The organism is Heyndrickxia camelliae, from assembly GCF_002844575.1.
GTDB lineage: Bacteria > Bacillota > Bacilli > Bacillales > Bacillaceae_C > Margalitia > Margalitia camelliae.
Genome location: NZ_PIQO01000018.1, coordinates 14,234 through 40,069, shown reverse-complemented (window position 1 = coordinate 40,069; position 25,836 = coordinate 14,234). Strand labels below are relative to the sequence as shown.

Annotated in this window: 23 protein-coding genes; 16 read left to right on the top strand and 7 right to left on the bottom strand. The window is 37.5% G+C overall.

The genetic code is table 11. From position 1 onward, the window contains the following. Window positions 1–50: 50 nt before the first annotated feature. Complete coding sequence (gene ligD, locus CWO92_RS18965) at window positions 51–944, bottom strand: non-homologous end-joining DNA ligase (protein WP_101355785.1); 894 nt, start codon at window positions 942–944, stop codon at window positions 51–53. Between the two features lie 309 nt (window positions 945–1,253). On the opposite strand from ligD, the gene CWO92_RS18960 reads away from it, so the two are divergent. Both CWO92_RS18960 and CWO92_RS25580 read left to right on the top strand, forming a co-directional pair. Further along, window positions 1,254–2,117: an ATP-dependent DNA ligase gene (locus tag CWO92_RS18960; protein WP_367593496.1), complete on the top strand. Its 864-nt coding sequence runs from the start codon at window positions 1,254–1,256 to the stop codon at window positions 2,115–2,117. Window positions 2,118–2,195: 78 nt separating this feature from the next. Further along, window positions 2,196–2,345, top strand: a complete 150-nt coding sequence (locus tag CWO92_RS25580; RefSeq protein ID WP_158176775.1) for a hypothetical protein — start codon at window positions 2,196–2,198, stop codon at window positions 2,343–2,345. A gap of 218 nt (window positions 2,346–2,563) precedes the next feature. Here CWO92_RS25580 and CWO92_RS18955 read toward each other — a convergent pair whose 3' ends face one another. Beyond that, window positions 2,564–3,166 (bottom strand): trimeric intracellular cation channel family protein, encoded by a 603-nt coding sequence (locus tag CWO92_RS18955; protein WP_101355784.1) that lies wholly within the window; start codon window positions 3,164–3,166, stop codon window positions 2,564–2,566. Between the two features lie 302 nt (window positions 3,167–3,468). Here CWO92_RS18955 and CWO92_RS18950 point away from each other — a divergent pair, with 302 nt between their 5' ends. Further along, window positions 3,469–3,813, top strand: coding sequence for a Na-translocating system protein MpsC family protein (locus tag CWO92_RS18950; RefSeq protein WP_101355783.1), 345 nt, complete (start codon window positions 3,469–3,471; stop codon window positions 3,811–3,813). Window positions 3,814–4,056: 243 nt separating this feature from the next. Here CWO92_RS18950 and CWO92_RS18945 read toward each other — a convergent pair whose 3' ends face one another. Then, a complete protein-coding gene (locus CWO92_RS18945; protein ID WP_101355782.1) occupies window positions 4,057–5,217 on the bottom strand; it encodes an MFS transporter in 1,161 nt (386 codons plus the stop codon). Between the two features lie 83 nt (window positions 5,218–5,300). Between CWO92_RS18945 and yeiL the strand changes: the two genes are divergently transcribed. From yeiL to aspA, 4 genes are all read left to right on the top strand, one after another. Next, complete coding sequence (gene yeiL, locus CWO92_RS18940; RefSeq protein ID WP_101355781.1) at window positions 5,301–5,972, top strand: transcriptional regulator YeiL; 672 nt, start codon at window positions 5,301–5,303, stop codon at window positions 5,970–5,972. Between the two features lie 236 nt (window positions 5,973–6,208). Further along, window positions 6,209–6,964: a uracil-DNA glycosylase family protein gene (locus CWO92_RS18935; RefSeq protein ID WP_101355780.1), complete on the top strand. Its 756-nt coding sequence runs from the start codon at window positions 6,209–6,211 to the stop codon at window positions 6,962–6,964. 341 nt (window positions 6,965–7,305) lie between these two features. After that, the gene (locus CWO92_RS18930) at window positions 7,306–8,703 is read left to right on the top strand and encodes an NAD-dependent malic enzyme (protein WP_101355779.1); all 1,398 of its coding nucleotides are present in this window, start codon (window positions 7,306–7,308) and stop codon (window positions 8,701–8,703) included. A gap of 121 nt (window positions 8,704–8,824) precedes the next feature. Beyond that, a complete protein-coding gene (gene aspA / locus CWO92_RS18925; RefSeq protein ID WP_101355778.1) occupies window positions 8,825–10,255 on the top strand; it encodes an aspartate ammonia-lyase in 1,431 nt (476 codons plus the stop codon). Between the two features lie 194 nt (window positions 10,256–10,449). Here aspA and nspC read toward each other — a convergent pair whose 3' ends face one another. Both nspC and CWO92_RS18915 read right to left on the bottom strand, forming a co-directional pair. Beyond that, a complete protein-coding gene (gene nspC / locus CWO92_RS18920) occupies window positions 10,450–11,577 on the bottom strand; it encodes a carboxynorspermidine decarboxylase (RefSeq protein ID WP_101355777.1) in 1,128 nt (375 codons plus the stop codon). 1 nt (window position 11,578) lies between these two features. Next, complete coding sequence (locus CWO92_RS18915; protein WP_101355776.1) at window positions 11,579–12,817, bottom strand: saccharopine dehydrogenase family protein; 1,239 nt, start codon at window positions 12,815–12,817, stop codon at window positions 11,579–11,581. A 797-nt stretch (window positions 12,818–13,614) separates the two neighbouring features. Here CWO92_RS18915 and CWO92_RS18910 point away from each other — a divergent pair. From CWO92_RS18910 to CWO92_RS18870, 9 genes are all read left to right on the top strand, one after another. Continuing rightward, window positions 13,615–15,195 carry a malate:quinone oxidoreductase gene (locus CWO92_RS18910; RefSeq protein ID WP_268877606.1) on the top strand — a complete coding sequence of 527 codons (1,581 nt, stop codon included), beginning with the start codon at window positions 13,615–13,617 and terminating at the stop codon, window positions 15,193–15,195. A 509-nt stretch (window positions 15,196–15,704) separates the two neighbouring features. After that, the gene (locus CWO92_RS18905) at window positions 15,705–17,804 is read left to right on the top strand and encodes a BglG family transcription antiterminator (protein WP_101355774.1); all 2,100 of its coding nucleotides are present in this window, start codon (window positions 15,705–15,707) and stop codon (window positions 17,802–17,804) included. Between the two features lie 33 nt (window positions 17,805–17,837). After that, complete coding sequence (locus CWO92_RS18900) at window positions 17,838–18,281, top strand: PTS sugar transporter subunit IIA (RefSeq protein ID WP_101355773.1); 444 nt, start codon at window positions 17,838–17,840, stop codon at window positions 18,279–18,281. Beyond that, entirely contained in the window at window positions 18,278–18,544 is a 267-nt protein-coding gene (locus CWO92_RS18895) for a PTS sugar transporter subunit IIB (protein ID WP_101355772.1), read from the top strand. Before CWO92_RS18900 ends, CWO92_RS18895 begins: the two co-directional genes overlap by 4 nt. A 23-nt stretch (window positions 18,545–18,567) precedes the next feature. After that, window positions 18,568–19,869, top strand: coding sequence for a PTS ascorbate transporter subunit IIC (gene ulaA, locus CWO92_RS18890; protein WP_101355771.1), 1,302 nt, complete (start codon window positions 18,568–18,570; stop codon window positions 19,867–19,869). Window positions 19,870–19,955: 86 nt separating this feature from the next. Further along, window positions 19,956–20,948 carry a phosphotriesterase family protein gene (locus CWO92_RS18885; RefSeq protein WP_101355770.1) on the top strand — a complete coding sequence of 331 codons (993 nt, stop codon included), beginning with the start codon at window positions 19,956–19,958 and terminating at the stop codon, window positions 20,946–20,948. Window positions 20,949–20,963: 15 nt separating this feature from the next. Next, window positions 20,964–21,704 (top strand): creatininase family protein, encoded by a 741-nt coding sequence (locus tag CWO92_RS18880; RefSeq protein WP_101355769.1) that lies wholly within the window; start codon window positions 20,964–20,966, stop codon window positions 21,702–21,704. After that, window positions 21,673–22,398: a KDGP aldolase gene (locus tag CWO92_RS18875; RefSeq protein WP_165786727.1), complete on the top strand. Its 726-nt coding sequence runs from the start codon at window positions 21,673–21,675 to the stop codon at window positions 22,396–22,398. Before CWO92_RS18880 ends, CWO92_RS18875 begins: the two co-directional genes overlap by 32 nt. Window positions 22,399–22,404: 6 nt before the next feature. Further along, the gene (locus CWO92_RS18870) at window positions 22,405–23,139 is read left to right on the top strand and encodes an SIS domain-containing protein (protein ID WP_101355767.1); all 735 of its coding nucleotides are present in this window, start codon (window positions 22,405–22,407) and stop codon (window positions 23,137–23,139) included. Between the two features lie 123 nt (window positions 23,140–23,262). Here the strand turns inward: CWO92_RS18870 and CWO92_RS18865 are convergent, their stop codons facing one another. Together CWO92_RS18865 and ahpF are read right to left on the bottom strand one after the other, a co-directional pair. Then, window positions 23,263–24,120: a dimethylarginine dimethylaminohydrolase family protein gene (locus CWO92_RS18865; protein WP_101355766.1), complete on the bottom strand. Its 858-nt coding sequence runs from the start codon at window positions 24,118–24,120 to the stop codon at window positions 23,263–23,265. Window positions 24,121–24,302: 182 nt separating this feature from the next. After that, a complete protein-coding gene (ahpF, locus tag CWO92_RS18860) occupies window positions 24,303–25,832 on the bottom strand; it encodes an alkyl hydroperoxide reductase subunit F (RefSeq protein ID WP_101355765.1) in 1,530 nt (509 codons plus the stop codon). Window positions 25,833–25,836: the final 4 nt, after the last annotated feature.

The window sequence follows — 25,836 nt, the reverse complement described above, 5'->3', positions numbered from 1 at the left end:
AAATTTGTATATGAAAAATGGGTCTGTATATTGGACTAATGAAAGCTGCACTAGTTTTTTTCAATAAAGCTTAGAATGTCACGAAGGGATTGATTGTGTTTTTCTGTAGTTATCTGCTTAAATAAATCCCCTTTTTCATCTATTCTTCTCCTGATATTTAAAATAGTAAATTCTGTAGGTTCAATACCATTCTCTAATTCAGACCAGGTCAGCGGGGTCGCAACGGTTGCACATGATTTTGCTCTTGGAGAATATACGACGGGCACGGTTCTCCCTTTCCATAACTGTAAGTAATCAAAATAAAGTTTGTTTCCTCTTTTAGAAACAACTCTTTCGAGGGTAATCTGCTTTGGCATTTGTTCCTGAAAATACTTCGCGATAAAGTTAGTTATTTTTCTTGTTTGTTCGAATGTATATTTCGGTTCAATTGGCACAAAAACTTGAATTCCAGATGCACCAGATGTTCTTGGTACAGATAGCAGACCCAGGGATTGAAGAACATCCTTCAGTTTCAAAGACACTTCAATTACCATATGAAAACTATTATCATCTGGAGGATCTAAATCAAATACCATTTCCATGGGGAAATCTGGATTATTATAGCAATCAAACGGAACATGAAATTCAATAGCACCGTAGTTTGCTGCCCAAACTAATGTCGCAGTATCATTTAATAACATTCGCTCCTTGTTTTTGTAGAAAATCTGGCTTATCCATTCTGGTGCAGAATCAGGAACAGATCTTTTTTCAATTTTCTTGTTAGCTATTCCATTTGGATAAAGCCAAATCATTAATAGTCTATCTTTTGCATGCTTAATCAGATATTGCGACATATTTATTAAATAGTGAATATAGTCCATTTTTGTTATCCTTTGCGTCTCCCAAATGATTTTGTCTGGTGAAGTAATTACAATCCTTTTACCTTCCACAACAACTTCCTCCACCTAAAAGCCCCCCGTTTTTTCTCTATATTTTCAATCGATATTGCTAAAACTATGTATTACCTACAGGTTCTTTTCTTAAACTGTATTGTTTTTGGTGACAAATAACCATATATCCGTTCTTACTTTGGTTAAAAATCCATCATCATCTTAAGAAAAGATACTCCGAAACCAAGGGATGAGAACAATGTGAAAACAACAATCTGTGAAAGCAGTCAATCTAAAAATTGGAGTGATTAATCTGGAGCCTATTTTACCGATGGAGAAGTTTCTAGTACAACCATTCCAACTGGAGAGGAATGGATCGCACAAGTGAAATGGGATGGTGTCCGTGTCCTTACCTATGCAGATAATGACCAGGTGCGACTATATAATCGCAAAAAGAATGAACGAACAATGCATTATCCTGAGATTACCAAAATTAGTGAGTTTTGCAGCAGTCGTTCCGTGATTTTAGATGGTGAGGTAATTTCTTTAGGGGAAAATGGTAAACCATCTTTTCAACGGGTAATGAGGCGAGATGGATTAAGAAAATTTGATCGCATAAAGATAGTGTCCGAATCTGTACCGATTATTTATATGATTTTTGATGTTATCTACTGGAACGGCAAGTGGATATATGACAAATCGTTCCGTGAAAGGAATGAAATACTATCTCATATCATCACTCCCAATAAGCAAATACAACTGGTTCCTTCCATTAGCCAAACCCGTAGCTTATTTGATGCAGTTAAAGAACAAGCATTGGAAGGCATTGTGCTAAAAAAAATCGGTTCCCCTTATGTAATTGGTAAGAAAAGAGGAGATTGGCTCAAGGTGAAAAACTTCCAGGATATTATCGCGGTGATTGGGGGCTTTACACTAAGACATGATACTGTTAATTCCATTTTGCTTGGGCTATATGATTCCAATGGAAAACTGCATTATGTGGGACACACTGGGACGGGAAAGATGACAGGAAGCGACTGGAAAGAGCTCACGAAAGATTTAAAAGAAATCACTATGGAAAATGTTCCTTTTTATAAGAAACCGCAGCGCCATGCAGATGCCACCTGGGTACGTCCAGAAAAGACAGTAAAAGTAAAATTTGCCGAGTGGACAGAAGGTCGTGCGCTGAGGCAGCCAAGTATTGAGGGATTCATTGATGTTTCACCAGAAGAATGTTTGTTTGAATGAATCTATAAAGGAATTATCAGGTAAAAGAATATCTCATAGTAAAAAGAAGAAAATAAAACGGAAAGGAGGGGAAAACAGGTGAAAAACCAACGTATTCCCGAACATAAACTTAATACTACTACTACCGTAGGACAGGTCATTGAGGATATGGCAGCGAAAGAATCCTCGAAGCCAAGTCCATCTGGGTCGATGGAAACAAAGGATACTCCTGCGAACGAGGAGAAATAGCCAAATCTTTGTGAAATACAGTGACTTACACTAATTTTTCGGAATTTTGATCCTATAAAAGAAAATATAGCCCAGTTGAAAAATCTGGGCTATATCTTGGTCTAGCTTTTAACTTTAGCATTATAGGTAACCATTACATTTAGTTGTAAAATCTTTATTCGTTTTTTTTATACATTAATTTTTCTATTGCTTTTCGTCCATTTAAATTCTCCACGGTTTTACCCGCGCTTTTTAGATGGTAAGTAAAGCCGCCACTTATAGTGGATAGCTGACATACGTAAGGCTATGACTATTAGGACAATCATTGTCAATTGAAGAGGGTCGCTCCAACCGAGCCAAATACATATAGCACATAGAATGGTTAATATTGCATGAATTTCCTCTTTTAAAGCAAGAGGTTTTCGAGCCGCCATTATGTCACGAATCATTCCACCTCCTACGCCAGTAAACATCGATGCTAAGATCATGATACCTAAATCATCGGCAAAATATTCTTTGGCCGACATTGCTCCTTGCAGAGCAAAGGAGGCAAGCCCAATAGAATCAAAAAATAAACTCCGCTGCTTCCAATGATTAATCCATGTTAGAGGTAATAACACGATGAGACTCAGTGTTAATAAAACGGTTAAAATGGTTGCATGGTCCCACAAATCTGAAACTGGGAGACCAATAATCAAATTTCGAAAGAGTGCCCCACCAAAGGATGTGGTTAATCCCAATGCATATACCCCAACAAAAGAATATTCTACTTCAAGTGCAACAAAAGCTCCGCTTGCCGCATATGAAATAATTCCGATAAAATGTAAGACTAGCCAAGACATTACTTAAAAAAACCTCCAATATGTTTATTTCCAATTTCCCCAGCAAATAAAAAACTCCACCACAAGAAAACCTCTGAATAAGGTGTTTCTTATGATGGAGTAATGAATTAGCAATCCCTACTAATGAATCAATCCATTGGGTATAGTAAATAGAGCTCTAACAAAATACTTTATTAGAATCCCATTTTGAAAAATTTGTAAAAGCAATATTCATTATACTCCTCTCTAAAAAAACACAAGAAAAAGTTGCAATCCTTTTATAAATTGTGCTGTATAGTATTTGGCTGTTAGGAGGCAAGAGTATGGGAAAAAAGGAAACTATGTTTAATGATATTGTACGAAAAATGCGAAAAGATATTTTTGGAAAGGGGCCAGAACGAGTTTTTACTCATTTTGTGGAGAATATGGCTGTTACAACTATGTACGGTATTTTAACTCCAACGGAAAAATTTATTTCACAATCCCAAGAGGGGAAAAAAGTAATTCATAGTGCTAGAACCGAAATGATTCGGGATGTATATAAAGAGAAGGTGCCAGAAGGAATGGAAGAGCTTGTGGGTTCCAAGTTAATTCATTTATTTTCGGATGCAAAGATTGAAGAGGATATGGCTGTTTCTGTCTTTATTTTTGAAAGGCCAATTGTGTAGACCATTATGTGGAAACAATTAATAGAGATTTTTAAGCTTTTTCTGGGATTGGATTACTGAATTAGTAGATTTCAGCTTGTTGAAAAAATACAATTATAATTGTCTTCAAATGGAAGGCAAAAGCTGTGAATGTTAAGATTCACAGCTATTTTCCTATTTATAAAATTTTTAAAGCATTGTGACGTTTGCTCTAAAAACTTTCTTCATCATAGCCTCTCTGTTTTATAAAGTCCTATATAGAAATCACTTTTTCTCTCTTAGTTCCAATTTCCGATATGCAAGCGCAAGCAGCATTGCTGGAATGGTACAAACAATCATTCCGATAAATGCATATCTTGGCTCGATCTCGTATAAATAGCCGCCGAAAACCGTAAACAGAGCGGTGCTCCAGCTAAGAGCCAGTGCTGAATAGATGCCCTGTGCCTTCGGAATCTGCGCAGGTGAAATGTTTTTAATTAGGTATTTCATAAAAGCGTAATGCCCCATAGCAAAGGAGCATGCGTGCAAAGTTTGCGCGAAAGAGAAAACAATTACATTAGGAAAGGCGAATACTAATATCCAACGTAGGGAAGAACCTGCTGCTGCTAACGCAAGCAGGGAGCCCACTGAAAATTTTTGAAACTTCCGATCTGCTATGAAGAAAAAGATAATCTCCGCGATCACAGCAATGTTAATAATCGCACCTATTAAATATTTTGGTGCATGGATTTCTTGTAAATAGAGATAACCATAATTGTAATACGAAGCATGTGCCGCTTGCATTAAGATTACTATAACAAGTACCAAACCAAAGTATTTAATATGAAATAATTTGAATATACTACCCTTTTGTGTATGTTCTTTAGTCGGCTTCAAAGATAGAATGGCAGGTGCGCGCATGAAGCCAAGACATACTGATACCACTGTACCAAGTAAAAACGCCCATAAAATCACTTTATCTCCAAGCATCCCTGTAAAGACAGACAAAATCATGCCTGCCAAGATGAAACCAATGGATCCCCACTGACGGCTTTTCCCATAATGTGTCAATTGGTTATTTTGTACAAGTATACCAGCAGCACTATCTAAAGCTGGCATCAGTGCAGGATAAAAAAAGTGAAATACTAATGTGATGATAAGTAGGCCGGTGAAGGAAGCGGTTGGAATATAAAATAAAATCGCGATAAGCGTACCAATTCCTGCACCATTTAATAAGGCTTTACTGCTGAATTTCCCCGATAGATTTGGAAATGCAAATAAGGTGGAAACGCCTCTTGCAACCAAGCCGAGACTCATGATCAAACTAGCTTGTGACACAGTCAATCCTTTTGTATGAATCATCCATCCCGTCCAATAGGGAAGAAATATACCCCATGTCATGAAAAAACTAAAAAACCGCATACTCATCCAGCGATGTGTGTTCATTTCTATATCCCTCCATTGTTTGCATGTTATCATGGAGATACGAGAGAATAATATGAGATATCTCATATTTTTTGAGGTGGATGATGGAAATTTACACAGGTGAGAAAAAGCGATTATATATGGAAAAGTACTCTATTGCGTATTTGTTTTCTTTGCCCGTGGAAGAAATTATGGAAGTGCATGAGTATCAACGTGATGAATGGATTATTCAAGAAGGCACGAGACCTAATTTTCTATTTTATGTAATAGAGGGAAAAGCAAAAATATATGTCACACATCAGAATGGGAAGGTTTCTTTAATTAATTTTATCAACGCAAATGACTACATTGGGGAAATGGAATTATTAAATGAGGTTTACTATACAAAGGGAATTCAAGCCTCAACGAAGACGATTTGTTTTGCTTTACCAATTTCTAGCTGTCGTACGCAATTAATGGAAGATGCAAAATTTCTGCGCGAGTTAACCAAGTTTTTAAGCGTAAAGGCAACACTTATGGCAACAAGATATTCACAAAGTCTCGCCTTCCCACTGGAAAACCGGTTTGCAGATTTTATTTTGCAATTAGCTGATGATGGGATCTATAAAGAGAAACACGTCACGGTTTGCGATTATTTAGGCGTATCCTACCGTCACTTATTGCATGTACTAACCCAATTTTGTGAGAAAGGATACTTACAGAAGGAAGGACGGTATTATCAGATTAAACAGTACGATTCCTTATATGAACTTGCAGAAGTGTTGAAGAATAAGTAATTAAATAAACGTTTTTTATGGAGGGTAAACGGATGAAATTAATTTCAAATAAGTATAAGATTCTTATTTTATTAATAATAATATTTATTGCTGGTCTGTTCGACATTAAATATAAAGGGTTATTCTTTCGGACATTACCTAAATCCATTCAATCATTTTTGAGCTGATAATTGTTAATCTGTTTGATTAATATAAAAGTGTGAAAGCCAAAGAATAAGTATACTGGAGGATTATTAGTGGCAATCGTCCGACATTCAAAATTTAATCGGTATAAGAATTTAATATTTTCTTTAAAGGTTCTTAATGAAGAAACATTAAAGAGTAAAACCTTTCTGCTGGAGAAAGATGAAAAGAAGAAGATTGAGGTTTACTATGCACCTTTTGATTATATTAATGAAGAAGCAAGAATAGTTATTGTCGGTATTACACCTGGATGGTATCAAATGAAACAGGCATTCTCAGCGGTAAAGAGCGCTAATCATCAATGGTCCGATGAGGAAATTTTGCATGAAGTAAAGAAGCAAGCTAGCTTTTCTGGTCCGATGAGGAAAAATTTAATCACCATGCTGGATGAACTTCAATTACAGAATCATTTAGGTTTATCTTCTACAAGTGAGTTATTTGGTAAAGCGAATCACTTCGTTCATACGGTATCGATTCTTTCCTATCCTGTTTTTTATAAAGGAAAAAATTATAATGGTTCTACCCCAAATATGTTAAAGTCGGAATTACTGAAGAAATATATCCTGCAACAATTTACAAAGGAATTATTGGCTTTGGACAATCCACTTATCATTCCATTAGGTGTAAATGTTTCGAAGGTACTATTGTATCTTGCTGAAAATGGATATATAGATCATGAATTAATTTTAAGAGGATTCCCGCACCCATCTGGAGGAAATGGTCATCGCCATAAACAATTTGCAGAAAATAAAGAAGGAATGAAACAACAGCTAGAGCGTTATTTTGTAAAAAAAATGAATAAGCTATAAAAGGTTACTAACTATCTAGTTAGTGTTCTGCCAAATAGAACCGTGCAATAATTAACATTTTTTAATAACAAAAAACTATCAATTAAGTTTTATTTTAGTAGTATAATGAAAGCGTTGTATATTGTTTATCCAAAGAGGAAATTCCTATATAATAAATCAATAGAAAGTGATTCTAACTATAGGGTACTTGAAGGTTAAATCAAATAGAAGTTTTATAGATTGGTACAATGTTGTACACTAGTACCAAGAATAAGAAAGTTCATGTAGAACTGACTTATGATGGATAAGTGTCTCTCTTAAATAGAGGATGCCTTAGAAAAAATGTCAAAAGGAGATAAGCAATGGCTTACAATAATTTAGTGGCTCGTGTTGAATTAAAAAATGTATCATTTGGTGAAGTCGCTTCTGTTATAGGAAAAGCAGGCGGAGATATTGTATCAATTGATGTTATTAGTTCTAGTACGGAATCTTCCGTGCGTGACATCACAATTGAAGTAAGTGATAAAGTAGAGGAACAGGTCCTTGAACATCTGAGAGCTATCCCAGGTGTTAAGATCATCAACGTATCAGATAGAACATTTCTTGCGCATTTAGGTGGGAAAATTTCAATTAAATCTAAGATACCTATTAAAAATCGCGATGATTTATCAAGGGTGTACACTCCAGGTGTTGCTCGTGTTTGTTCCGCTATTAATGAAGATCCAAAGAAGGCTTACTCTTTAACCATTAAAAGAAATACTGTCGCGGTTATTTCCGATGGGAGTGCGGTACTCGGTCTTGGAAACATAGGGCCACTTGCATCTGCGCCCGTTATGGAAGGGAAAGCGATGTTATTTAAGCAATTAGCAGATGTGGATGCTTTTCCAATCTGTTTAGATACACAAGATACCGAAGAAATTATCCAAACGATAAAAAATATAGCCCCTATTTTTGGCGGGATAAATTTAGAGGATATCAGTTCCCCTCGATGTTTTGAAATTGAAAAGCGGTTAACGGAAGAGTTAGATATTCCGGTTTTCCATGATGACCAACATGGTACAGCAGTAGTTGTGGTTGCAGGTCTTTTAAATGCCTTAAAGGTTGTCGGCAAAAAAATGGAAAACGTACGTGTAGTAGTTAATGGAATCGGAGCAGCAGGTGTAGCCATTTGTAAAATGCTTATCAATGCTGGTGTAAAGAGTCTTGTTCCTGTTGACCGTGATGGTGCAATTGTAAAGGGCGGAACATATCCGTACCCAATGTGGCAATGGCTGGCTGAGCAAGATCAAGTAGAAGAGCAAGAAGGAACCTTAAAAGACGTTATTAAAGATGCGGATGTATTTATTGGTGTATCAAGAGGTGGCATTTTGTCTGCTGCAGATGTTCAGAAAATGGCAGAAGATCCAATCGTTTTTGCAATGGCGAACCCTAATCCTGAGATTTCTCCGGAAGAGGCGCTTGAACATGTTAGAGTATTTGCTACAGGACGAAGTGACTATCCAAACCAAATTAATAACGTGTTAGCTTTCCCTGGCATTTATCGTGGAGCTCTTGATTGTCGGGCAACTCTAATAAATGAGCCAATGAAGCTTGCAGCTGCACGAGCAATCGCTTCAGTGGTAACAGACAAAGAATTGAACGAGCAATATATAATTCCTAGTATTTTTAACGAACATGTCGTTTCAAAAGTAAGACATGCTGTTGTACAAGCTGCTATCTTAACAGGAGTGTCCCGTCGTATTCCGAAAGATTTTAGATAGTAGCAATCTAATTTTTATTTCCTTTGAGCCCTAATTACCAGTTGAAATTAGGGCTCAACCATCAAATAAAATAGAGTAATACGACCAGCTTTGGCCTTTACTTAGTAGGAGAGCGAACAATATGTCAATTACAAAAAGTCAAACGCGTACAGAAAAGGATTTTTTAGGTGCAAAGGAAGTTCCTTCTGAGGCATATTATGGAATCCAAACACTACGGGCTGTTGAGAATTTCCCAATCACAGGTTATCGAATCCACGAAGATTTAATAAAAGGTATGGCAATTGTAAAAAAAGCTGCTGCGCTTGCGAATATGGATGTTAAGCGTCTTTATCCCGAACTTGGAGAGGCAATTGTGAAGGCTGCAGATGAAATGATAGAAGGGAAATGGCATGATCAAATTATCGTCGATCCCATTCAAGGGGGAGCAGGAACTTCCATTAATATGAATGTGAATGAAGTCCTTGCTAACCGAGCTCTTGAATTGCTGGGAAAAGAAAAAGGCGACTATTTCCATTGCAGCCCTAATACTCATGTTAATATGTCCCAATCAACTAATGATGCATTTCCTTCAGCGATTCACATCGCCGTGTTAAATCTTTTGGAAAACTTACTAGCTACGATGGAAGATATGCATGCCGTTTTTCAGGAAAAAGCTCAAGAATTTAATCATGTCATTAAAATGGGACGCACCCATCTTCAGGATGCTGTGCCGATTCGACTTGGTCAGGAGTTTGAAGCTTATAGCCGCGTCATTAGCCGTGACATCAAACGAATTAAACAATCTCGTCAGCACTTATATGAATTGAATATGGGAGCAACAGCCGTTGGAACTGGTTTAAATGCATACCCAAGGTATATCGAATTAGTGGTAAAACATCTTGCAGAGATTAGTGGGATGCCATTAATCGGAGCCGAGCATCTTGTTGATGCTACCCAAAATACAGATGCCTATACAGAGGTATCTGCTGCTTTGAAGGTTTGCATGATGAATATGTCGAAAATCGCTAATGACTTGCGTTTGATGGCATCTGGTCCAAGAGCTGGTCTAGGGGAAATCAACCTTCCAGCAAGGCAACCTGGTTCTTCCATCATGCCTGGAAAAGTGAATCCGGTAATGGCAGAAGTAATTAATCAGGTGGCATTCCAGGTCATTGGTAATGACCATACAATCTGCCTAGCTTCCGAAGCAGGACAGCTTGAGTTGAATGTCATGGAGCCTGTGCTCGTATTTAATTTATTGCAATCTATCAGCATTATGAATAATGCTTTCCGCACTTTTACAGATAATTGTTTAAAAGGCATAAAAGCCAATGAAGAAAGATTGAAAGAGTATGTGGAGAAGAGTGCAGGACTTATTACTGCAGTTAATCCGCATATTGGTTATGAAGCAGCGGCTCGTATTGCTCGCGAGGCGATTTTAAGCGGTGCTCCAATCCGAGAACTATGTTTGAAATATGATGTATTAACAGAAGAAGAGTTAAATTTAATATTAGATCCATATGAAATGACGCATCCGGGAATTGCTGGTGCGGAGTTACTGGAAAGGGATTAAATATGGTTAGAATAAGACACCTTTAATAGGTGTCTTATTTATTAGCAATAAAAAGGCAAGTTTCACGTGGAACAATTCCGACGTTACTTACTTTATATCCGCAAAAAAAGATAAGAGATAAAAAGACCAGACTCATATTAGTAGAGTCTGGTTCTTAAATAGCTTGGGGAATTTTGATTGATTTCAATTATCTATTAAGCTAGTCTCATTTTAAAATCTTGGTAACCAAATTCACGTACGACCTTATAATCACCATTTTTATCTTTTACTGCAATGGCTGGTAGGGCCATCCCGTTAAATGTATTGGTCTTTACCATTGTATAAATAGCCATGTCTCCAAAAACTAATCGGTCTCCGATTTGCAACGGCTGATCGAAGGAGTAATCTCCAATAACATCACCAGTAAGGCAAGTTTGCCCACCGAGTCGATAAGTATATTCCTTTTCACCAGGTTCACCTGAGCCTAAAAGCGGTGGACGATACGGCATTTCTAGAACATCAGGCATATGACAAGTTGCTGATGTGTCAAGTATGGCAATATCGATACCGTTTTTATTGAAGTCAAGGACAGAGGTGATGAGATAGCCTGCATTGAGCGCAACGGCTTCTCCTGGTTCAAGATATACTTCTAAGTTGTATTTCTCTTGCATTCTCTTAATGCAGGACTCTAAGGTTGGAATATCATAATCTTCTCTTGTAATATGATGACCACCGCCAAAATTGATCCATTCCATTTGTGGCAGCCATTGGCCAAACCTTTCTTCTACTGCATTCAAAGTAGTTTCTAAATCATCAGAGTTCTGCTGGCAAAGAGTATGAAAGTGCAATCCTGAAACACCATCAAGCAAATCGGGACGGAAATCTTCCAGTCTTACTCCGAATCTAGAACCCGGTGAACATGGATCATAGATTTCGTGTCCAACTTGTGTGGAGCATTCTGGGTTGATGCGTAAACCAACCTTTCTGCCTGCTTGAAGAGCTTTATGTTTAAATTTCTCCAATTGTGAGAAGGAATTAAAAATGATATGGTCACAAATTGAAATTATTTCATCGATTTCATCTTCACGATAGGCAGGGGCAAAGACATGATTTTCTTTGCCCATCTCCTCGTGGCCCAGACGTGCTTCAAATAGTCCGCTCGCCGTTGTACCACTTAAATACTTTCCGATAAGGGGATACATGGTTGTCATAGAAAAGGCTTTTTGTGCCAAGACAATCTTGGCTCCTGTACGCTGCATGACTCCATTTAGGATTTTGAGATTCTTTTCGATGAGTTCTTCATCGACTATATAACAAGGTGTTGGTAATTCTTCAAACCTCATATTAGCGAGCTAGCTCCGGTTCTTTTTCTTGAACAGGTTCATCATCAACTAGCACTGGATTAAAGTCTTCTACCCATGGTAGTCCCCATTTATTTAACTCTTCCATGAATGGATCTGGATCAAATTCCTCAATATTATATACACCAGGTTTGTTCCATTTTCCTGTTAGGATCATTGCAGCTCCAATCATTGCAGGTACCCCAGTTGTATAAGAGACGGCTTGAGAGCCAACTTCTTTATAGCATTCTTGATGGTCACAAACATTGTATACATAGTAAGTCTTATCTTGCCCGTCTTTTTTCCCTCTGAAAATACAACCGATGTTTGTTTTACCGACAGTACGCGGTCCAAGTGTTGCTGGATCTGGCAACACAGCTTTTAAGAACTGAAGCGGAATGATTTGTTTTCCTTCGAACTCAATCGGTTCAATAGAAGTCATTCCTACATTTTCAAGTGCTTTTAAGTGTGTAAGATAGCTTTGGCCAAATGTCATGAAGAAACGAATACGCTTAAGTCCTGGGATGTTTTGAGCAAGGGATTCAAGCTCTTCATGGTAAAGCAAATACATATCCTTTTGGCCAACTTCAGGGAAGTTGTAAACACGTTTGATTTCCATTGGTTCTGTTTCAATCCATTCGCCGTTTTCCCAATATCTTCCGTTAGCAGAAACCTCACGGATATTGATTTCAGGGTTGAAATTTGTTGCGAAAGGATATCCATGATCTCCGCCATTACAGTCAAGAATATCAATATATTCAATTTCATCAAAGTAATGTTTTAGTGCGTAAGCTGAAAATACACCTGTCACACCAGGATCAAAACCACTGCCTAAAAGGGCAGTAATTCCAGCCTTTTCGAAGCGCTCACGGTATTCCCACTGCCATTTATATTCAAATTTTGCTGTATCTTCCGGTTCATAATTTGCTGTATCCATATAATGTGTTTTTGTTGCAAGACAAGCGTCCATAATCGTTAAATCTTGGTAAGGCAATGCTAGATTCATAACGATATCTGGTTTTACTTGTTCAATTAATGCAATAAGTTCATCAACATTGTTCGCATCTACTTGTGCGGTTGTAATTTTCGTTTTGCCGCCATCTAATTTAGCCTTTAATTCATCACATTTAGATTTTGTACGGCTTGCAATACAAATCTCTTCAAAAACTTCGCTGTTTTGCACACATTTATGGATCGCAACAGAAGCCACACCGCCACAACCAATTATTAGAGCTTTTCCCATTCTTCTATCTCCTATCTAAAAAGTATTTTTAAAACAAATTCCCAAAGCACTCCAACTCACACAGAGTAACTGTCAGCGATCTTTGGAGGAAAAGGATGATTGCCATAATCTACTCAAACAAAAAAGCAAGTGCAAAAACGCATTATCAGCGCATCACACTTGCTTCGATATAATCCACATCATTAAAAAGCATAAAGAATCTATAACAAAAGTATAGGTTATCCATAATAAAAAAATGGCACTTTTGTAAGAAAGCCTTTTAATATTCGGAATATATCAATATAAGATCAGAGTCTATATAGCAAATAATTACTTTTTCCACTCTTATTGACCGTTTCACAAGTTGATGTGCAATAGCACTGGTTGTAAAGTAACCAACTTATAAAATTTGAGCTTCTAACTCAATCAATAAGGCAACTAAAGTTGCCGATCGGCATTTGACCCGGCTGTCCGTATGGCCTTAACTCCCTGAAGGGAAGTGGTCAAAAATTATCTGCTTGGAAAGACTCAAATATTTCGAATAGTAGCTTTCCAATTCGTGCAATTTTTATAATAACACATATTAAAGATATAGCAAGAGGAAAATGAAAATTATATATAAAAAATGAATAGGAAGTTTTTGTATGGAACTATATGTAATTTTTCAAAATTTAACAGCTTTATAAATACCAAATAATCGTAAATATTTTAAACTATTAATAATAGTGATATACTATAATTAAATTATAATTGATGCAGAAAAGGTGTGTGACTAGGTCGCGCCATGGCTTGCTGTGACGCCTAAGCAGATAGCCTGCATCCTTTCTGCAAATCTTAGGGTAAGGATGAAAAAAATGAGCAACGAACGAACTAGAACAGATGTTATCTTAATTGGTGCCGGAATCATGAGTGCTACGTTAGGAACACTCTTGAAAGAATTAGTTCCGGATTGGAATATTACTGTTTTTGAGAAGCTCGAGTGGGCGGGAGAGGAAAGCTCTAATGAATGGAATAATGCGGGAACAGGGCATTCTGCACTTTGCGAGCTAAACTATACTGTCGAAAAACCTGATGGATCCCTTGATATTAGCAAAGCTATAAATATTAACGAACAGTTTCAGGTTTCAAGACAATTTTGGTCCTATCTTGTAAATAAAAACCTAATCAGTAATCCTAAAGATTTTATCATGCCATTGCCACATATGAGTCTAGTGCAAGGGGAAAAGAATGTAGAGTTTTTGAAAAAACGTTTTGAAGCGCTTTCGAATAATCCTTTATTCCAAGGTATGGAATTTTCTGATGACCCGGAAACATTAAAGAAATGGATTCCGCTTATAATGGATGGGCGCACATCGAAGGAACCGATTGCAGCAACAAAAATTGACTCAGGAACAGATGTAAACTTTGGTGCTTTAACACGTATTCTGTTCGACCATTTAGAGAGTAAAAATGTTGAAATAAAATTCAAACATATGGTTAAGGATATTAAGCGTACTAGTGACGGCTCATGGGAATTGAAGATAAGAAATGACAGAGGAATTATTGAACGCCATGTTGCAAAATTTGTCTTTATTGGTGCTGGTGGTGGAAGTCTTCCTTTATTGCAAAAAACTGGTATCCCTGAAAGTAAACATATTGGGGGATTCCCAGTAAGCGGTTTATTTTTAGTATGTAACAACCAAGAGGTTGTAGAGCAGCATCATGCAAAAGTTTATGGTAAAGCAGCAGTTGGTGCTCCTCCAATGTCAGTGCCGCATCTTGATACACGATATATTGACAATAAGAAATCATTATTATTTGGTCCTTTTGCCGGCTTTTCACCAAAGTTTTTAAAAACAGGATCCAATATGGATTTAATTGCATCTGTGAAACCGAATAATGTCTTCACCATGTTGGCAGCAGGTGCAAAAAACATTCCATTAACAAAATATCTTGTACAACAACTTATGTTATCCAAGGAACAACGTATCGAAGAGTTACGAGAATTTGTTCCAAACGCTAAAAGTGAAGATTGGGATATTGTAGTTGCAGGTCAACGTGTCCAAGTTATTAAGGATACGGAAGCAGGCGGCAAAGGAACACTTCAATTTGGTACGGAAGTTATTACCGGGGCTGATGGCACAATTGCTGCACTGCTGGGCGCTTCTCCAGGTGCTTCTACTGCAGTTCAGGTCATGCTTAATGTAATTAAAAAATGCTTCCCGCAACATCTAAAAGAGTGGGAGCCAAAAATAAAAGAAATGATTCCATCTTATGGGTTATCACTATTAGAAAACCCAGAACTTATCGAAGAAATTCATACTAAAACAGCTGCGGCTCTTGGTTTAAGTGAAACCACATCCTTACACGATTCTTTAAATGAGTCCAGTAATGTAGAAAGAGAAACAGCAACGGTTTAATATTGTTGTTGGAAAGGTATACTAAACTTCAGGCAAAGTTCTTTTTTATCGCAGTGGTTTAAATACTATACAGTAACGCATGGATCGTAAAAAAATCCATGCGTTTTTATTTTGACCTTTTGTGAAATCAATTGTTTCTGCTATATGGAGACAGTAATTCTGTTAAATGCATAAATAACCTTATTAAACTCGGTTTTTACGTACGGTGAATAGCGGAGCGTATGTCTGTTCAACATCACAGCCATAGGGATGGTTTTTACCATTTACTAATTTATAAGTAGTTCCGAAAACAACTTCATTTTAAAGAATAAAGGAGAAGAGCGCACCGTATTAAGTCCAATTTTGCACAAAAAGACGGACGATATTTCATCCCTTATTTGCACAAAATGAATGGGGATATTTGGTCTCTACATTTTTAACATATAGAGGTATAGTATAGTCAAGCAATTGCTAAAAGAATAAAAATACTTTTTTGCACAAACTTTGGGTGCAAGGGAGGTATTTATCTAATGTCATTAGATCAAAGAAGTACTGCAATACTTTCGTATTTAATCAAGGCTCAAACTTATGTAAAGGTGGAGGAATTGGTTGAGAATTATCGTATTTCCCGAAGGACGGTTTATTACGATATTGGTAAAATCAATGATTGGTTAAAAGAAAATGATTTATTACCTATTCAACACGTGCGTTCAACAGGTTTTCTTATTGATGAGGAAACAGCAAAAGAGGTTCCAAGAAAGTTAGGGACATTAAGAACATGGCATTATGAATATTCCGCAAGGGAACGGAAAGCATGGTTGGCTATTTATCTAATGGCGCGGGATAATCCATTGTATCTTGAAAATCTAATGGAAAAAATAAGAGTAAGCCGAAATACAACGATTGAGGATTTAAAGGGCTTAAAGTTAGAGTTGATTCGGTTTAACCTAACCTTGGAATTCGAAAGGAAATCTGGATATGTGATTTTCGGGAATGAAGAGGATAAACGAAAAGCAATAGTACATTACCTTCAACATGTGTTGCCGAATGAAAACTGGCAATCGCTTTTATCTAAAATCCCAATGATTTTAAACAAAAGCTCAAACCAATTTGCCTTCGAAAAAATGAAAGCGGTTCAACAAATTGTAGGAGAAAGTGAGCAAGAATTAAATATACAATTTACCGATGAAATTTTATACAGTCTTTCCTTTCGCCTTTTATTATTTTGCAGGAGGGTTTCCCAAGGTAAGAAAATTATAATTGACCCAATTGAAAAAGAAGTACTTAGAGATACCAAACAATATAAAGCTGCTCAAAAAATTGGCAATAAACTTTCAGCACTTTTTGAAATGGATTTCCCTGAAGATGAAATTTTATATATTACGAAGCATCTGTTAAGTTCAAGGGTTCAATTTTCAGAGGATATTGAAATTGTCAATAGCGGTAGTGAAATTCTAGTGAAAGTTGTTACGCAAATGGTTACAGACTTTCAAAAGTATGCCTGTGTCTTCTTTAAGGATCGTCAAGAAATAGAAAAAAGCCTTCTTCTTCATATCAAGCCTGCCTATTACCGAATTCGCTATGGTTTGGAATTTGAAAGCGATATGACCATATCTATTAAAGAACAATACCATGATATTTTTCTATTAACCAAAAAAGTTATTTCACATCTGGAAGCAGTGGTCGGAAAAGAAGTCAATGAGAATGAAATAGCCCTCATTGCGATGCATTTTGGGGGATGGATGCAGAAAGTTGGAGCTAAGCCTGCCCAAAGAAAGAAAGCCTTGCTTGTTTGCACAAATGGTGTGGGAACTTCCAGATTGCTCTTGCATCAATTAGAGGGGCTTTTTTCCACGATAGATTTAATCGGCAGTGTCTCGTTGAGGGAATATGAAAGGAATCAGTATGATGCCGATTTTATTATTTCTACTATTCCACTGCAGGAAAAAAGTAAACCTGTCTTTGTTGTAAATCCCATTTTAACGGAAAGTGAAATGGAAAGCTTATTAAAAAAAGTTAATGTATATTTCGATAATAGTTCAAAACAAAGTTCTTCGATTGATGTTTTAATGGAAATCATTCAAAAACATGCAACTATTCTTGATAAGGAACTATTACAGCAGGAGTTGAAACAATATCTTTATAAACCTGAAAAAGTGGCAAAGGAGATAGGAAAGCCTACTTTAAGCAGCATCCTGCAAATGAAGTATATTCAATTAAAAAAAGAAGCATCAGATTGGAAGGATGCTATCCGAATGGCATCAGAACCTCTTCTTCGAGAAGGAGCAATATCAGAAGAATATGTTCAAGCCATGATACACAGTATCAATAAAATGGGGCCATATATTGTAGTTGCTCCGAAAGTGGCCATACCGCATGCGCGCCCGGAAGATGGGGTGAAAAAGCTGAGTATGAGTCTATTAAAGCTATCAAAGGCAGCACCGTTTTCGGAAAGTAGGAAGCATGATATCCAAATTGTGATAGTGCTTGCAGCGATAGATGGGGAGACACATTTGAAGGCACTTTCGCAGCTAACAGAAATGTTTTCCAGTCCGGAAAATCTAAATAAAGTCTTATTAGCCAGATCTACAGAAGAAATATTTGATCTAGTTACTGCCTACTCTAAGTAGGAGAAGTTGTATCAACAGTAAGGGGAATCAGTAATGAAGTTTTTAGAAAAGAATCTTGTAGAATTTAACGTTGATGTTACCTCTCCAGATGAGGCAATCCGTGCTGCCGGCAAATTGCTAGTGGGGGAAGGATTGGTAGAGGAAGGTTACGTGGATGCAATGGTTCAATCTTATCATGAAAATGGGCCATATTTTGTCCTTGCTCCACAAATTGCACTTCCACATGCAAGACCGGAAGATGGGGTAATAGAAGCATCTGTTTCCTTTTTACAATTAGCAAACCCGATTGTTTTTGGAAGCGCTTCTAATGACCCGGTGAAGTTGGTATTTGCTCTTGGAGCATCATCCAGTAATGAACACTTAGAGATATTGCAAAAATTAATGACTCTATTAAACAATCAAGAAAACGTTCAAAAACTAATGGATATAACATCTTATACGGAAATGGAACAATTATTAGGAGGAATGGAATCATGAAAATTTTATGTGTATGTGGATTAGGACAAGGAACAAGCTTAATTTTACGTATGAACGTAGATAATGTTTTACGCCAATTAGGAATTCAGGCAGACGTAGATAATACGGATGTATCCAGTGCCTCGAGTGAAAGACCTGATTTGATTATTACAAGTAATGAATTGGCCGAATCATTATCAGGCCATCCTAGCAAAATAGTAATTGTAAACAATTACTTTGATTTAAATGAAATTAAAGAGGCTTTAGAAAGCCATTTTAACTAATATCTTTTACGGGGAGGACAGCTATGCAAGTACTTACTTGGATTGCAAATAATATCTTTGGTGTACCGGCATTTCTAATCGGAATTATTGTTCTAGTAGGATTATTGTTGCAGAAAAAAACAACGAGTCAAACAATAACTGGTACATTTAAGGCGATGATTGGATTTTTGATTATCAATGCCGGGGCGGGGATTATTACTGGTGCATTAAATATATTCCAGCCAATGTGGGCAGAGGTATTTGGTTTAAAGGCAGGTAGCCTAGGTCAGTTTATGGGTCAAACTGCATTTAACTTAAAATTTGGTTCTGCTGTGACATTAGCCATGTTTCTGGGATTTTTAATCAACGTATTATTAGCTCGTTTTACAAAGTTTAAATATATTTATTTAACAGGTCATATGATGTTTTGGACTACCACTATTTTTGCAGGAATTATTGTAGAAACAGTGGGAGCCAGCCATGTATCCTTAGTAAAATTAGTCATTTTTTTATCTATTTTTATGGGCTTTTATTGGACCTTCCAACCGGCACTCGTTCAACCATTTATGAGGAAAGTGACTGGTGGGAATGCTATTGCGTTAGGTCATACTTCCGCAATTGTTGCGATACTCTCTGCTTTACTTGGAAAAGTTCTTGGTAATAAACAAAATGACTCGGAAAAAATCAAATTACCAAAAGGTCTGGAGTTTTTGAGGGATTCTAATGTAATCACCGCTTTGACAATGGGGGTATTGTTTTTAGTGGGTGCTATTATTATCACTTTAAAGGGAACACCCGGATCTCACGCGTTAATTAAACAAGCCGCAGGGCAAAACTTCCCTATGTATTCTATCATTCAATCGTTTACATTTGCAGGTGGTATTGCGGTTGTACTATTAGGGGTAAAAATGTTTATTGGCGAAATTGTCCCTGCATTTAACGGTATTGCAACGAAACTAGTTCCCGGTGCTGTACCGGCACTGGATTGCCCAGTCGTATTCACTTTCGCTCCTAATGCAGTTATTCTTGGATTTCTGGGAGCATTCTTTGGTGCATTAATTTGGTTAGTGGTTATTGGAAATACCGTTTCTTATGTGTTTGTTCCTACGATGATTGTATTGTTCTTCCATGGAGCAACGGCAGGGGTATTTGGAAATTCTACCGGCGGTGTACGTGGTGCACTGATTGGGGGATTTGTAACATCAACGGTTGTTGCTTGGGGACAATATATCATGGTTCATTACTTAGTTTCATCTACTATACCTGATACGGCAATGTGGGCAGCCGATTGTGACATGTTTATTCTCGGGCCAATTGTGAAGGCACTTGCTCATTTACTCTTTTAATCTTATAAGCTTGTTTTTGAGTAAAGGGCCTTGTCATTGCCCTTTACTTATTTATTTTAATTTCACATTAGATGGAGGAAGATAACATGGCTTTTATTCGTACGTTAAAAGGTGATATCCAACCGGAGGAATTAGGTTTTACCTATTCCCATGAGCATATTGTTTGTCGCCCGGCTTACTGGGCAGAAAGAGGAGCAGACGACCTATTACTTGATGATAAGGAAAAATCAAAATTAGATGTTCAAGACTTTAAGAACCATGGTGGGCGTTCTATTGTGGATGCTACTGCTGTTGACTATGGCCGTGATGTCCAAGCGGTTAAGGAAATTTCCGATGAATTGGATATCCATATTGTAGGAACAGCAGGATTTAATAAAAGCTTTCTATGGGATGCAAAAATTAAAGAAGAATTAAGACCAATTATCGGAAACTATCATACTTATGCTGAATGGATTGATCGTGCAAGCGTCAACGAATTAACAGAATTTGTTGTTCGTGAAATAGAAGATGGATTAGAGGGGACACCTTTTAAAGCGGGACAAGTCAAATTTGGAACGGGCTATAACCGCATTACTCCTTTAGAAGAAAAAACATTGCGTGCCGTTGCTCGTGCTCATCATGAAACAAAAGCTCCGATGCACTCCCATACAGAAGCCGGAACCATGGGACTCGAACAAATTGAACTTTTGCGAAGTGAAGGGATCGACCTCCAATATATGAGTTTTGGCCATATGGACCGTAATCCGGATCCATATTACCATGAACAAATTGCCAGGACAGGTGCATTCCTAAGCTTTGATGGAATCGCGAAAATAAAATATGCACCCGAAAGCACACGCATTCATTGCATTTTAGAGCTAGTTAAAAAAGGGTATGAAGATCAAATTCTGGTAAGCGGCGATACTGCAAGAAAAACCTACTATAAGCACTATGATTTCGGCCTCGGGCTAGAATACATAATTGCAAAATGGGTGCCGCGCTTTATTGACGATGCCAACCGACAAGGTTTTGATGGGGAGAAACTAGTTCATAAATTTTTTATCGATAATCCTGCAAGATGCTTTACCTTTAAAAAATAGGAGGGGGCTTTCACTGTGATTTTTCAACATGAAAATTCATTTGAAGTAAAAGAAAAAATAAAAAAAAGCTTAGTGGCTATTTTACCAATTGGCGCTGTAGAAGCACATGGGCCACATCTGCCGCTTGGAACCGATAATCTTTTAGCTGAAAGACTAGCTGAACGTGTGGCGCAAAGGACTGGTGCTTTCATTCTGCCAACCCTACCTTATGGACAGGTTTGGAGTTTAAAAAACTTTCCGGGAAGCATCAATATCAGCAATGAATCGTTAATTAGCTTTATTTATGATATGGGTGTCAGTCTCTACGAACAAGGATTTCGTGTCTTTGCTATGATTAGTGGCCATTTAGGGAATTCAGTAGCAATGAAAGAGGCAGCTCGCAAACTTTACGCCGATTATCCCGATTATCAAATTCAATATCTTTTTTATCCTGGTGTAGGTAAGGTAACAGAAGAAGTACGGGAAGCAAAATCTGCGCATTCAAGTTATTTCCATGCTTGTGAAATTGAGACTTCTTACATGCTTTACTTGGCAGAAGAGTACGTGGATATGTCGAAGGCACTTGCGGAAGACCCACAGATTCCAATGAGTGCAGATATTACCCCAACGCCATGGGAGGAGTTTACTTCAACAGCGGTATTAGGAAATGCAACCCTTGCTACAAAGGACAAAGGGGAAAAAATAATTGAGATCGCTATTGAAAACATGATTAAGCTGATTGAAGGTGCGAGGGATGGAATTAAAAAAGCTGAATAAACTGGATGATTTTTTACTATTTAATTTTCTTGCTAAAGATAAGCAAAATGCAGAAGAAATTATTGATGCAGGTCTAGGATTTGTCGTTCCTGGTATTGTATCTTCTGAGTTTACTAGAATAGAGGATGGAATAAAAAAGGTAGCGGAATTAAAAGAAATTTCATCGGTTGTCAGTATTGGCTTAGGAGACAATGGAAATCCCGCCAACTGGGAAAAGGTCCTTCATATTGCAGCTGGTGCAAATCCTGGGCACATTAATCAGCCGTTTGAAAAATCAAGTTACGCCAGAGGATATTTAAAAGCAAAAGGAATCAATCAAGTTGTTAATGGTCTTGTATCTCCAGCAGGCAAGGTAGGATATGTAAAACTATCAGGTGTTGAAATTAGAGTGGAAGATTTAGTAGATTTAGCTGTTTCCATGGGAGTGGAATCTATAAAATTCATGCCTTTAAAGGGGCTAACACATTTAGAAGAGCTGGTCTATTTATGCAAAGTTGCGTCCGAAAAAGGGATTGTGTCTATTGAACCTGCAGGAGGCATTTCAGCAGAAAATATTGTGGAGATTGTAAATGGTGTTAGAGATACTGGGATTTCCGTTTTCATGCCGCATATTTTTGGTTCAACTATTGACAAAGAAACTGGGAGAACTATACCCCAAGAAGTAGAAAAAATCGTTAGCTTAGTTAGGGGATGAGAGAGTATGCTGTTTCAATACTTTGAAAAGGCAAAGGAAAAAATCGAATTAGTGGAAAAAAATGAAATGAGTAATATGAAAGAGGCTGCAGAGAAGGTTGCTAAGGCTATCCAAAACGGTGGTATCATTCAACTTTTCGGCTGTGGACACTCTCATATTTTAACAGAAGAAGTATGCTATCGAGCTGGAGGTCTGGTTCCTATTAATCCTATTTTATATGAACCATTAATGCTTCATGAAGGGGCATTACGCTCCTCAGAGTTAGAACGCAAAAATGGCTTGGCAGCTGATTTTATGAAGAATCAAGACATACGCAAAGAAGATGTTATGTTTGTATTTTCTACTTCCGGTCGGAATCCGGTCCCTGTGGATGTTGCACTAACAGCAAAAGAAAAAGGAGCATATGTAATTGGAATCACATCTTTGGAATATTCCCAAAGTCAGCCATCCAGACATGAAAGCGGCAAACACTTATTTAATTCTGTAGATTTAGTCATTGATAACTTTTCTCCTAAAGGAGATGCAGCCCTTTCTTATGAAAAGGTTAGCGTACCATTTGGTCCTACTTCAACAGTTGTTGGAGCAGTAATTATCAATGCCATCCTTGCTGAAGCTATCCAAATCCTAGCTGACAACGGTTTTGAACCACCAGTATTTCTAAGTGGAAATATAGAAGGTTCAGATGAGCATAACCAGCGCTTGGTGGAGAAATACAAAGGAAGACTTTCGTTGCTGAAATAATGGATATCCAATTTGTCTTAGAAAAAATCGCTTGATATGATTTAAATGGATAGAGTTACATTACTTTCTACAAAGCTGCACCCTCCAATTGTATTTGTTCCTAAACCATTGGAGGGTGGGTTTTTAATGTGATTCACGCAAGATAGGAAGGGTACAGCAACGGAAGGAACCACCTGATTTTATAATTTCAGTTATATCCACTTCAATAACATGAAAACCATGATTACGAAGCTGTGCATTTACTTTTTGGTTGACAGGGAGACTTAAGATTCGATTGTTACCTATACTCAATACATTTGTACCTAACTGGAATTGTTCCTCTTCTGATACTTCAATTAAATTATAGCGAGAAGCAAAAAAATCGATGTCTTTTTTCGTTAAGGCATTAGGGTAAACAAGAGCGACTTCAGGTGACACAACATTAAATATACAATCTAAATGTAGGTACTTTTCTTTAAAAGCGATGGGGATAACTTGGAATCGGCTCAAAAGGCGCTGTAAATGTTCTACCGCTTTTTTTTCTGTACGGTTGCTAAGTCCTACGTAAATGGTTTCTCGATCAATGACAACATCTCCACCCTCAATCCGTTCCTCCACTAAGTTATAATAAGAAATTTGCTCATCCTCTAACCATTGCTTTAAAACATCTTCTTCGCCTGCTCGCACATCGGTTGCCATCTTCGCAACGAAAATCGTTTGTCCTAATGTAAAACCGATATCTCTAGTAAAGACTTGTTCAGGGTATTTTTTATGGTATGGCAATAATATTACCTCTATATCATTAGCCTCTAGTGTTTTTACCAATTCAGCGTGTTGAGCGAGAGCACGTTCAATATGGATACCCTCATTCTTGAAATGCTCCTGTGTTTCATTTATTACTTCGCGAATGGTCATATATTGAGGCTGGCAAAGGATCACTCTTTTTAATAGGTCATATTCACTCATACAATAAGTTTTGCTTATCGCTCCCGATTCTTCCATTTTTTTGCACTCCTGTTTTCACTTTTTTCTTATTCTGTACTTAAGTGCACACTTTTATTTACAAATGATATTTTATATTTCCGTTGTTGTATAAAATAAAAAAAGCCTTGCTAACAATATGCTAGCAAGGCTTTTTTGGTTAAAGGTTTGATGTTTCTAATAATAGAGTTTATATCCGCTTATTAATTCCGAATTAAATAGTCAAATGCACCTAATGCTGCAGTAGCACCTGAACCCATTGAAATAATAATTTGTTTATAGGCAGCATCTGTACAATCACCAGCAGCAAATACACCAGGGATGCTGGTAGCACCATGCTTGTCTATTACAATTTCACCCATTTTATTGCGTTCAATAGTATCACTTAACCAATCGGTATTAGGTACAAGGCCGATTTGAACGAATACACCTTGCAATTCAACATGATGTTCTTCTCCTGTTGCACGGTCTATATAGGTAATACCATTTACTTTATCAGTACCAGTAATTTCTTTTGTTTGAGCATTCTTTAAGACTGTCACATTTGGAAGACTGTAAAGACGGTCTTGAAGAACAGAATCAGCTTTAAGTTCTGATGCGAACTCAAGAACGGTTACATGTTTTACAATTCCAGCAAGATCAATGGCTGCTTCAATTCCGGAATTACCGCCGCCAATTACGGCTACGTCCTTTCCTTCGAATAATGGACCATCACAGTGCGGGCAGTATGCTACACCTTTGTTCTTAAATTCTGCTTCTCCTGGAACGCCGATATTTCGCCAACGGGCACCGGTTGAAAGGATAACAGTTTTGCCCTTTAACACAGCTCCGTTTTCTAATTCTACTTCGATGAAGTCTTTCTTTTCGATGCTCTTAGCACGCTGCAAATTCATCACATCAACATTATAATGTTTTACATGCTCTTCCAGACTTGCAGCAAGCTTAGGACCTTCTGTGTATTTTACGCTAATAAAGTTTTCGATACCCAGAGTATCCATGATTTGACCGCCAAAACGTTCAGCGACAATTCCTGTTCGTATACCTTTACGAGCTGCATAGATTGCCGCACTGGCACCTGCTGGTCCGCCTCCAACAACAAGTACGTCATATGGTTCCTTGTCGGAAAGCTCAGAAGCATCTGATGTACTTCCCATCTTAGCGAGAATTTCTTCCAATGTCATACGTCCGCTTCCAAATGTTTCACCGTTAAGGAAAACAGTTGGGACAGCCATGATTCCTTTGCTTTCTACTTCTTCTTTGAATGCTGCGCCATCAATCATTGTGTGGCTAATATCAGGATTAAGAACACTCATGATATTAAGTGCTTGCACAACATCAGGACAGTTATGGCATGTTAAACTAACGTAAGTTACAAAGTGGTACTCACCTTTAATGCTTTTGATTTGATCTATTAATTTTTGATCCACCTTTGGAGGTCTGCCACTGACTTGAAGCAGAGCCAACACGAAAGAAGTAAACTCATGTCCTAGAGGTATACCAGCAAACGCAATTCCTGAATCCTCACCGATACGGTTTACGCTAAAGCTAGGAGTTCTTTCTAGTGTTGTTTTCTCCACTTTAATTTTCGATGACATTGTTGCTAGCTCATCTACAAGAGCTAGCATGTCATTAGATAATTGGTCAGAACCTGCACTAACTTTAAGTAGCACATCGTTTTCCAAAAGCTGGAGATATTGGTTTAGTTGTGCCTTAATATCTGCATCAAGTATCATGATA

Coding starts and splice junctions, on each gene's coding strand:
- CWO92_RS18885 (WP_101355770.1), top strand. CDS start 19,956: ATGGCTTTTATTCGTACGTTAAAAGGTGATATCCAACCGGAGGAATTA.
- ahpF (WP_101355765.1), bottom strand. CDS start 25,832: ATGATACTTGATGCAGATATTAAGGCACAACTAAACCAATATCTCCAG.
- CWO92_RS18865 (WP_101355766.1), bottom strand. CDS start 24,120: ATGGAAGAATCGGGAGCGATAAGCAAAACTTATTGTATGAGTGAATAT.
- CWO92_RS18870 (WP_101355767.1), top strand. CDS start 22,405: ATGCTGTTTCAATACTTTGAAAAGGCAAAGGAAAAAATCGAATTAGTG.
- CWO92_RS18915 (WP_101355776.1), bottom strand. CDS start 12,817: ATGGGAAAAGCTCTAATAATTGGTTGTGGCGGTGTGGCTTCTGTTGCG.
- nspC (WP_101355777.1), bottom strand. CDS start 11,577: ATGAGGTTTGAAGAATTACCAACACCTTGTTATATAGTCGATGAAGAA.
- CWO92_RS18905 (WP_101355774.1), top strand. CDS start 15,705: ATGTCATTAGATCAAAGAAGTACTGCAATACTTTCGTATTTAATCAAG.
- ulaA (WP_101355771.1), top strand. CDS start 18,568: ATGCAAGTACTTACTTGGATTGCAAATAATATCTTTGGTGTACCGGCA.
- CWO92_RS18900 (WP_101355773.1), top strand. CDS start 17,838: ATGAAGTTTTTAGAAAAGAATCTTGTAGAATTTAACGTTGATGTTACC.
- CWO92_RS18895 (WP_101355772.1), top strand. CDS start 18,278: ATGAAAATTTTATGTGTATGTGGATTAGGACAAGGAACAAGCTTAATT.
- CWO92_RS18950 (WP_101355783.1), top strand. CDS start 3,469: ATGGGAAAAAAGGAAACTATGTTTAATGATATTGTACGAAAAATGCGA.
- CWO92_RS18930 (WP_101355779.1), top strand. CDS start 7,306: ATGGCTTACAATAATTTAGTGGCTCGTGTTGAATTAAAAAATGTATCA.
- aspA (WP_101355778.1), top strand. CDS start 8,825: ATGTCAATTACAAAAAGTCAAACGCGTACAGAAAAGGATTTTTTAGGT.
- yeiL (WP_101355781.1), top strand. CDS start 5,301: ATGGAAATTTACACAGGTGAGAAAAAGCGATTATATATGGAAAAGTAC.
- CWO92_RS18945 (WP_101355782.1), bottom strand. CDS start 5,217: ATGAACACACATCGCTGGATGAGTATGCGGTTTTTTAGTTTTTTCATG.
- CWO92_RS18955 (WP_101355784.1), bottom strand. CDS start 3,166: ATGTCTTGGCTAGTCTTACATTTTATCGGAATTATTTCATATGCGGCA.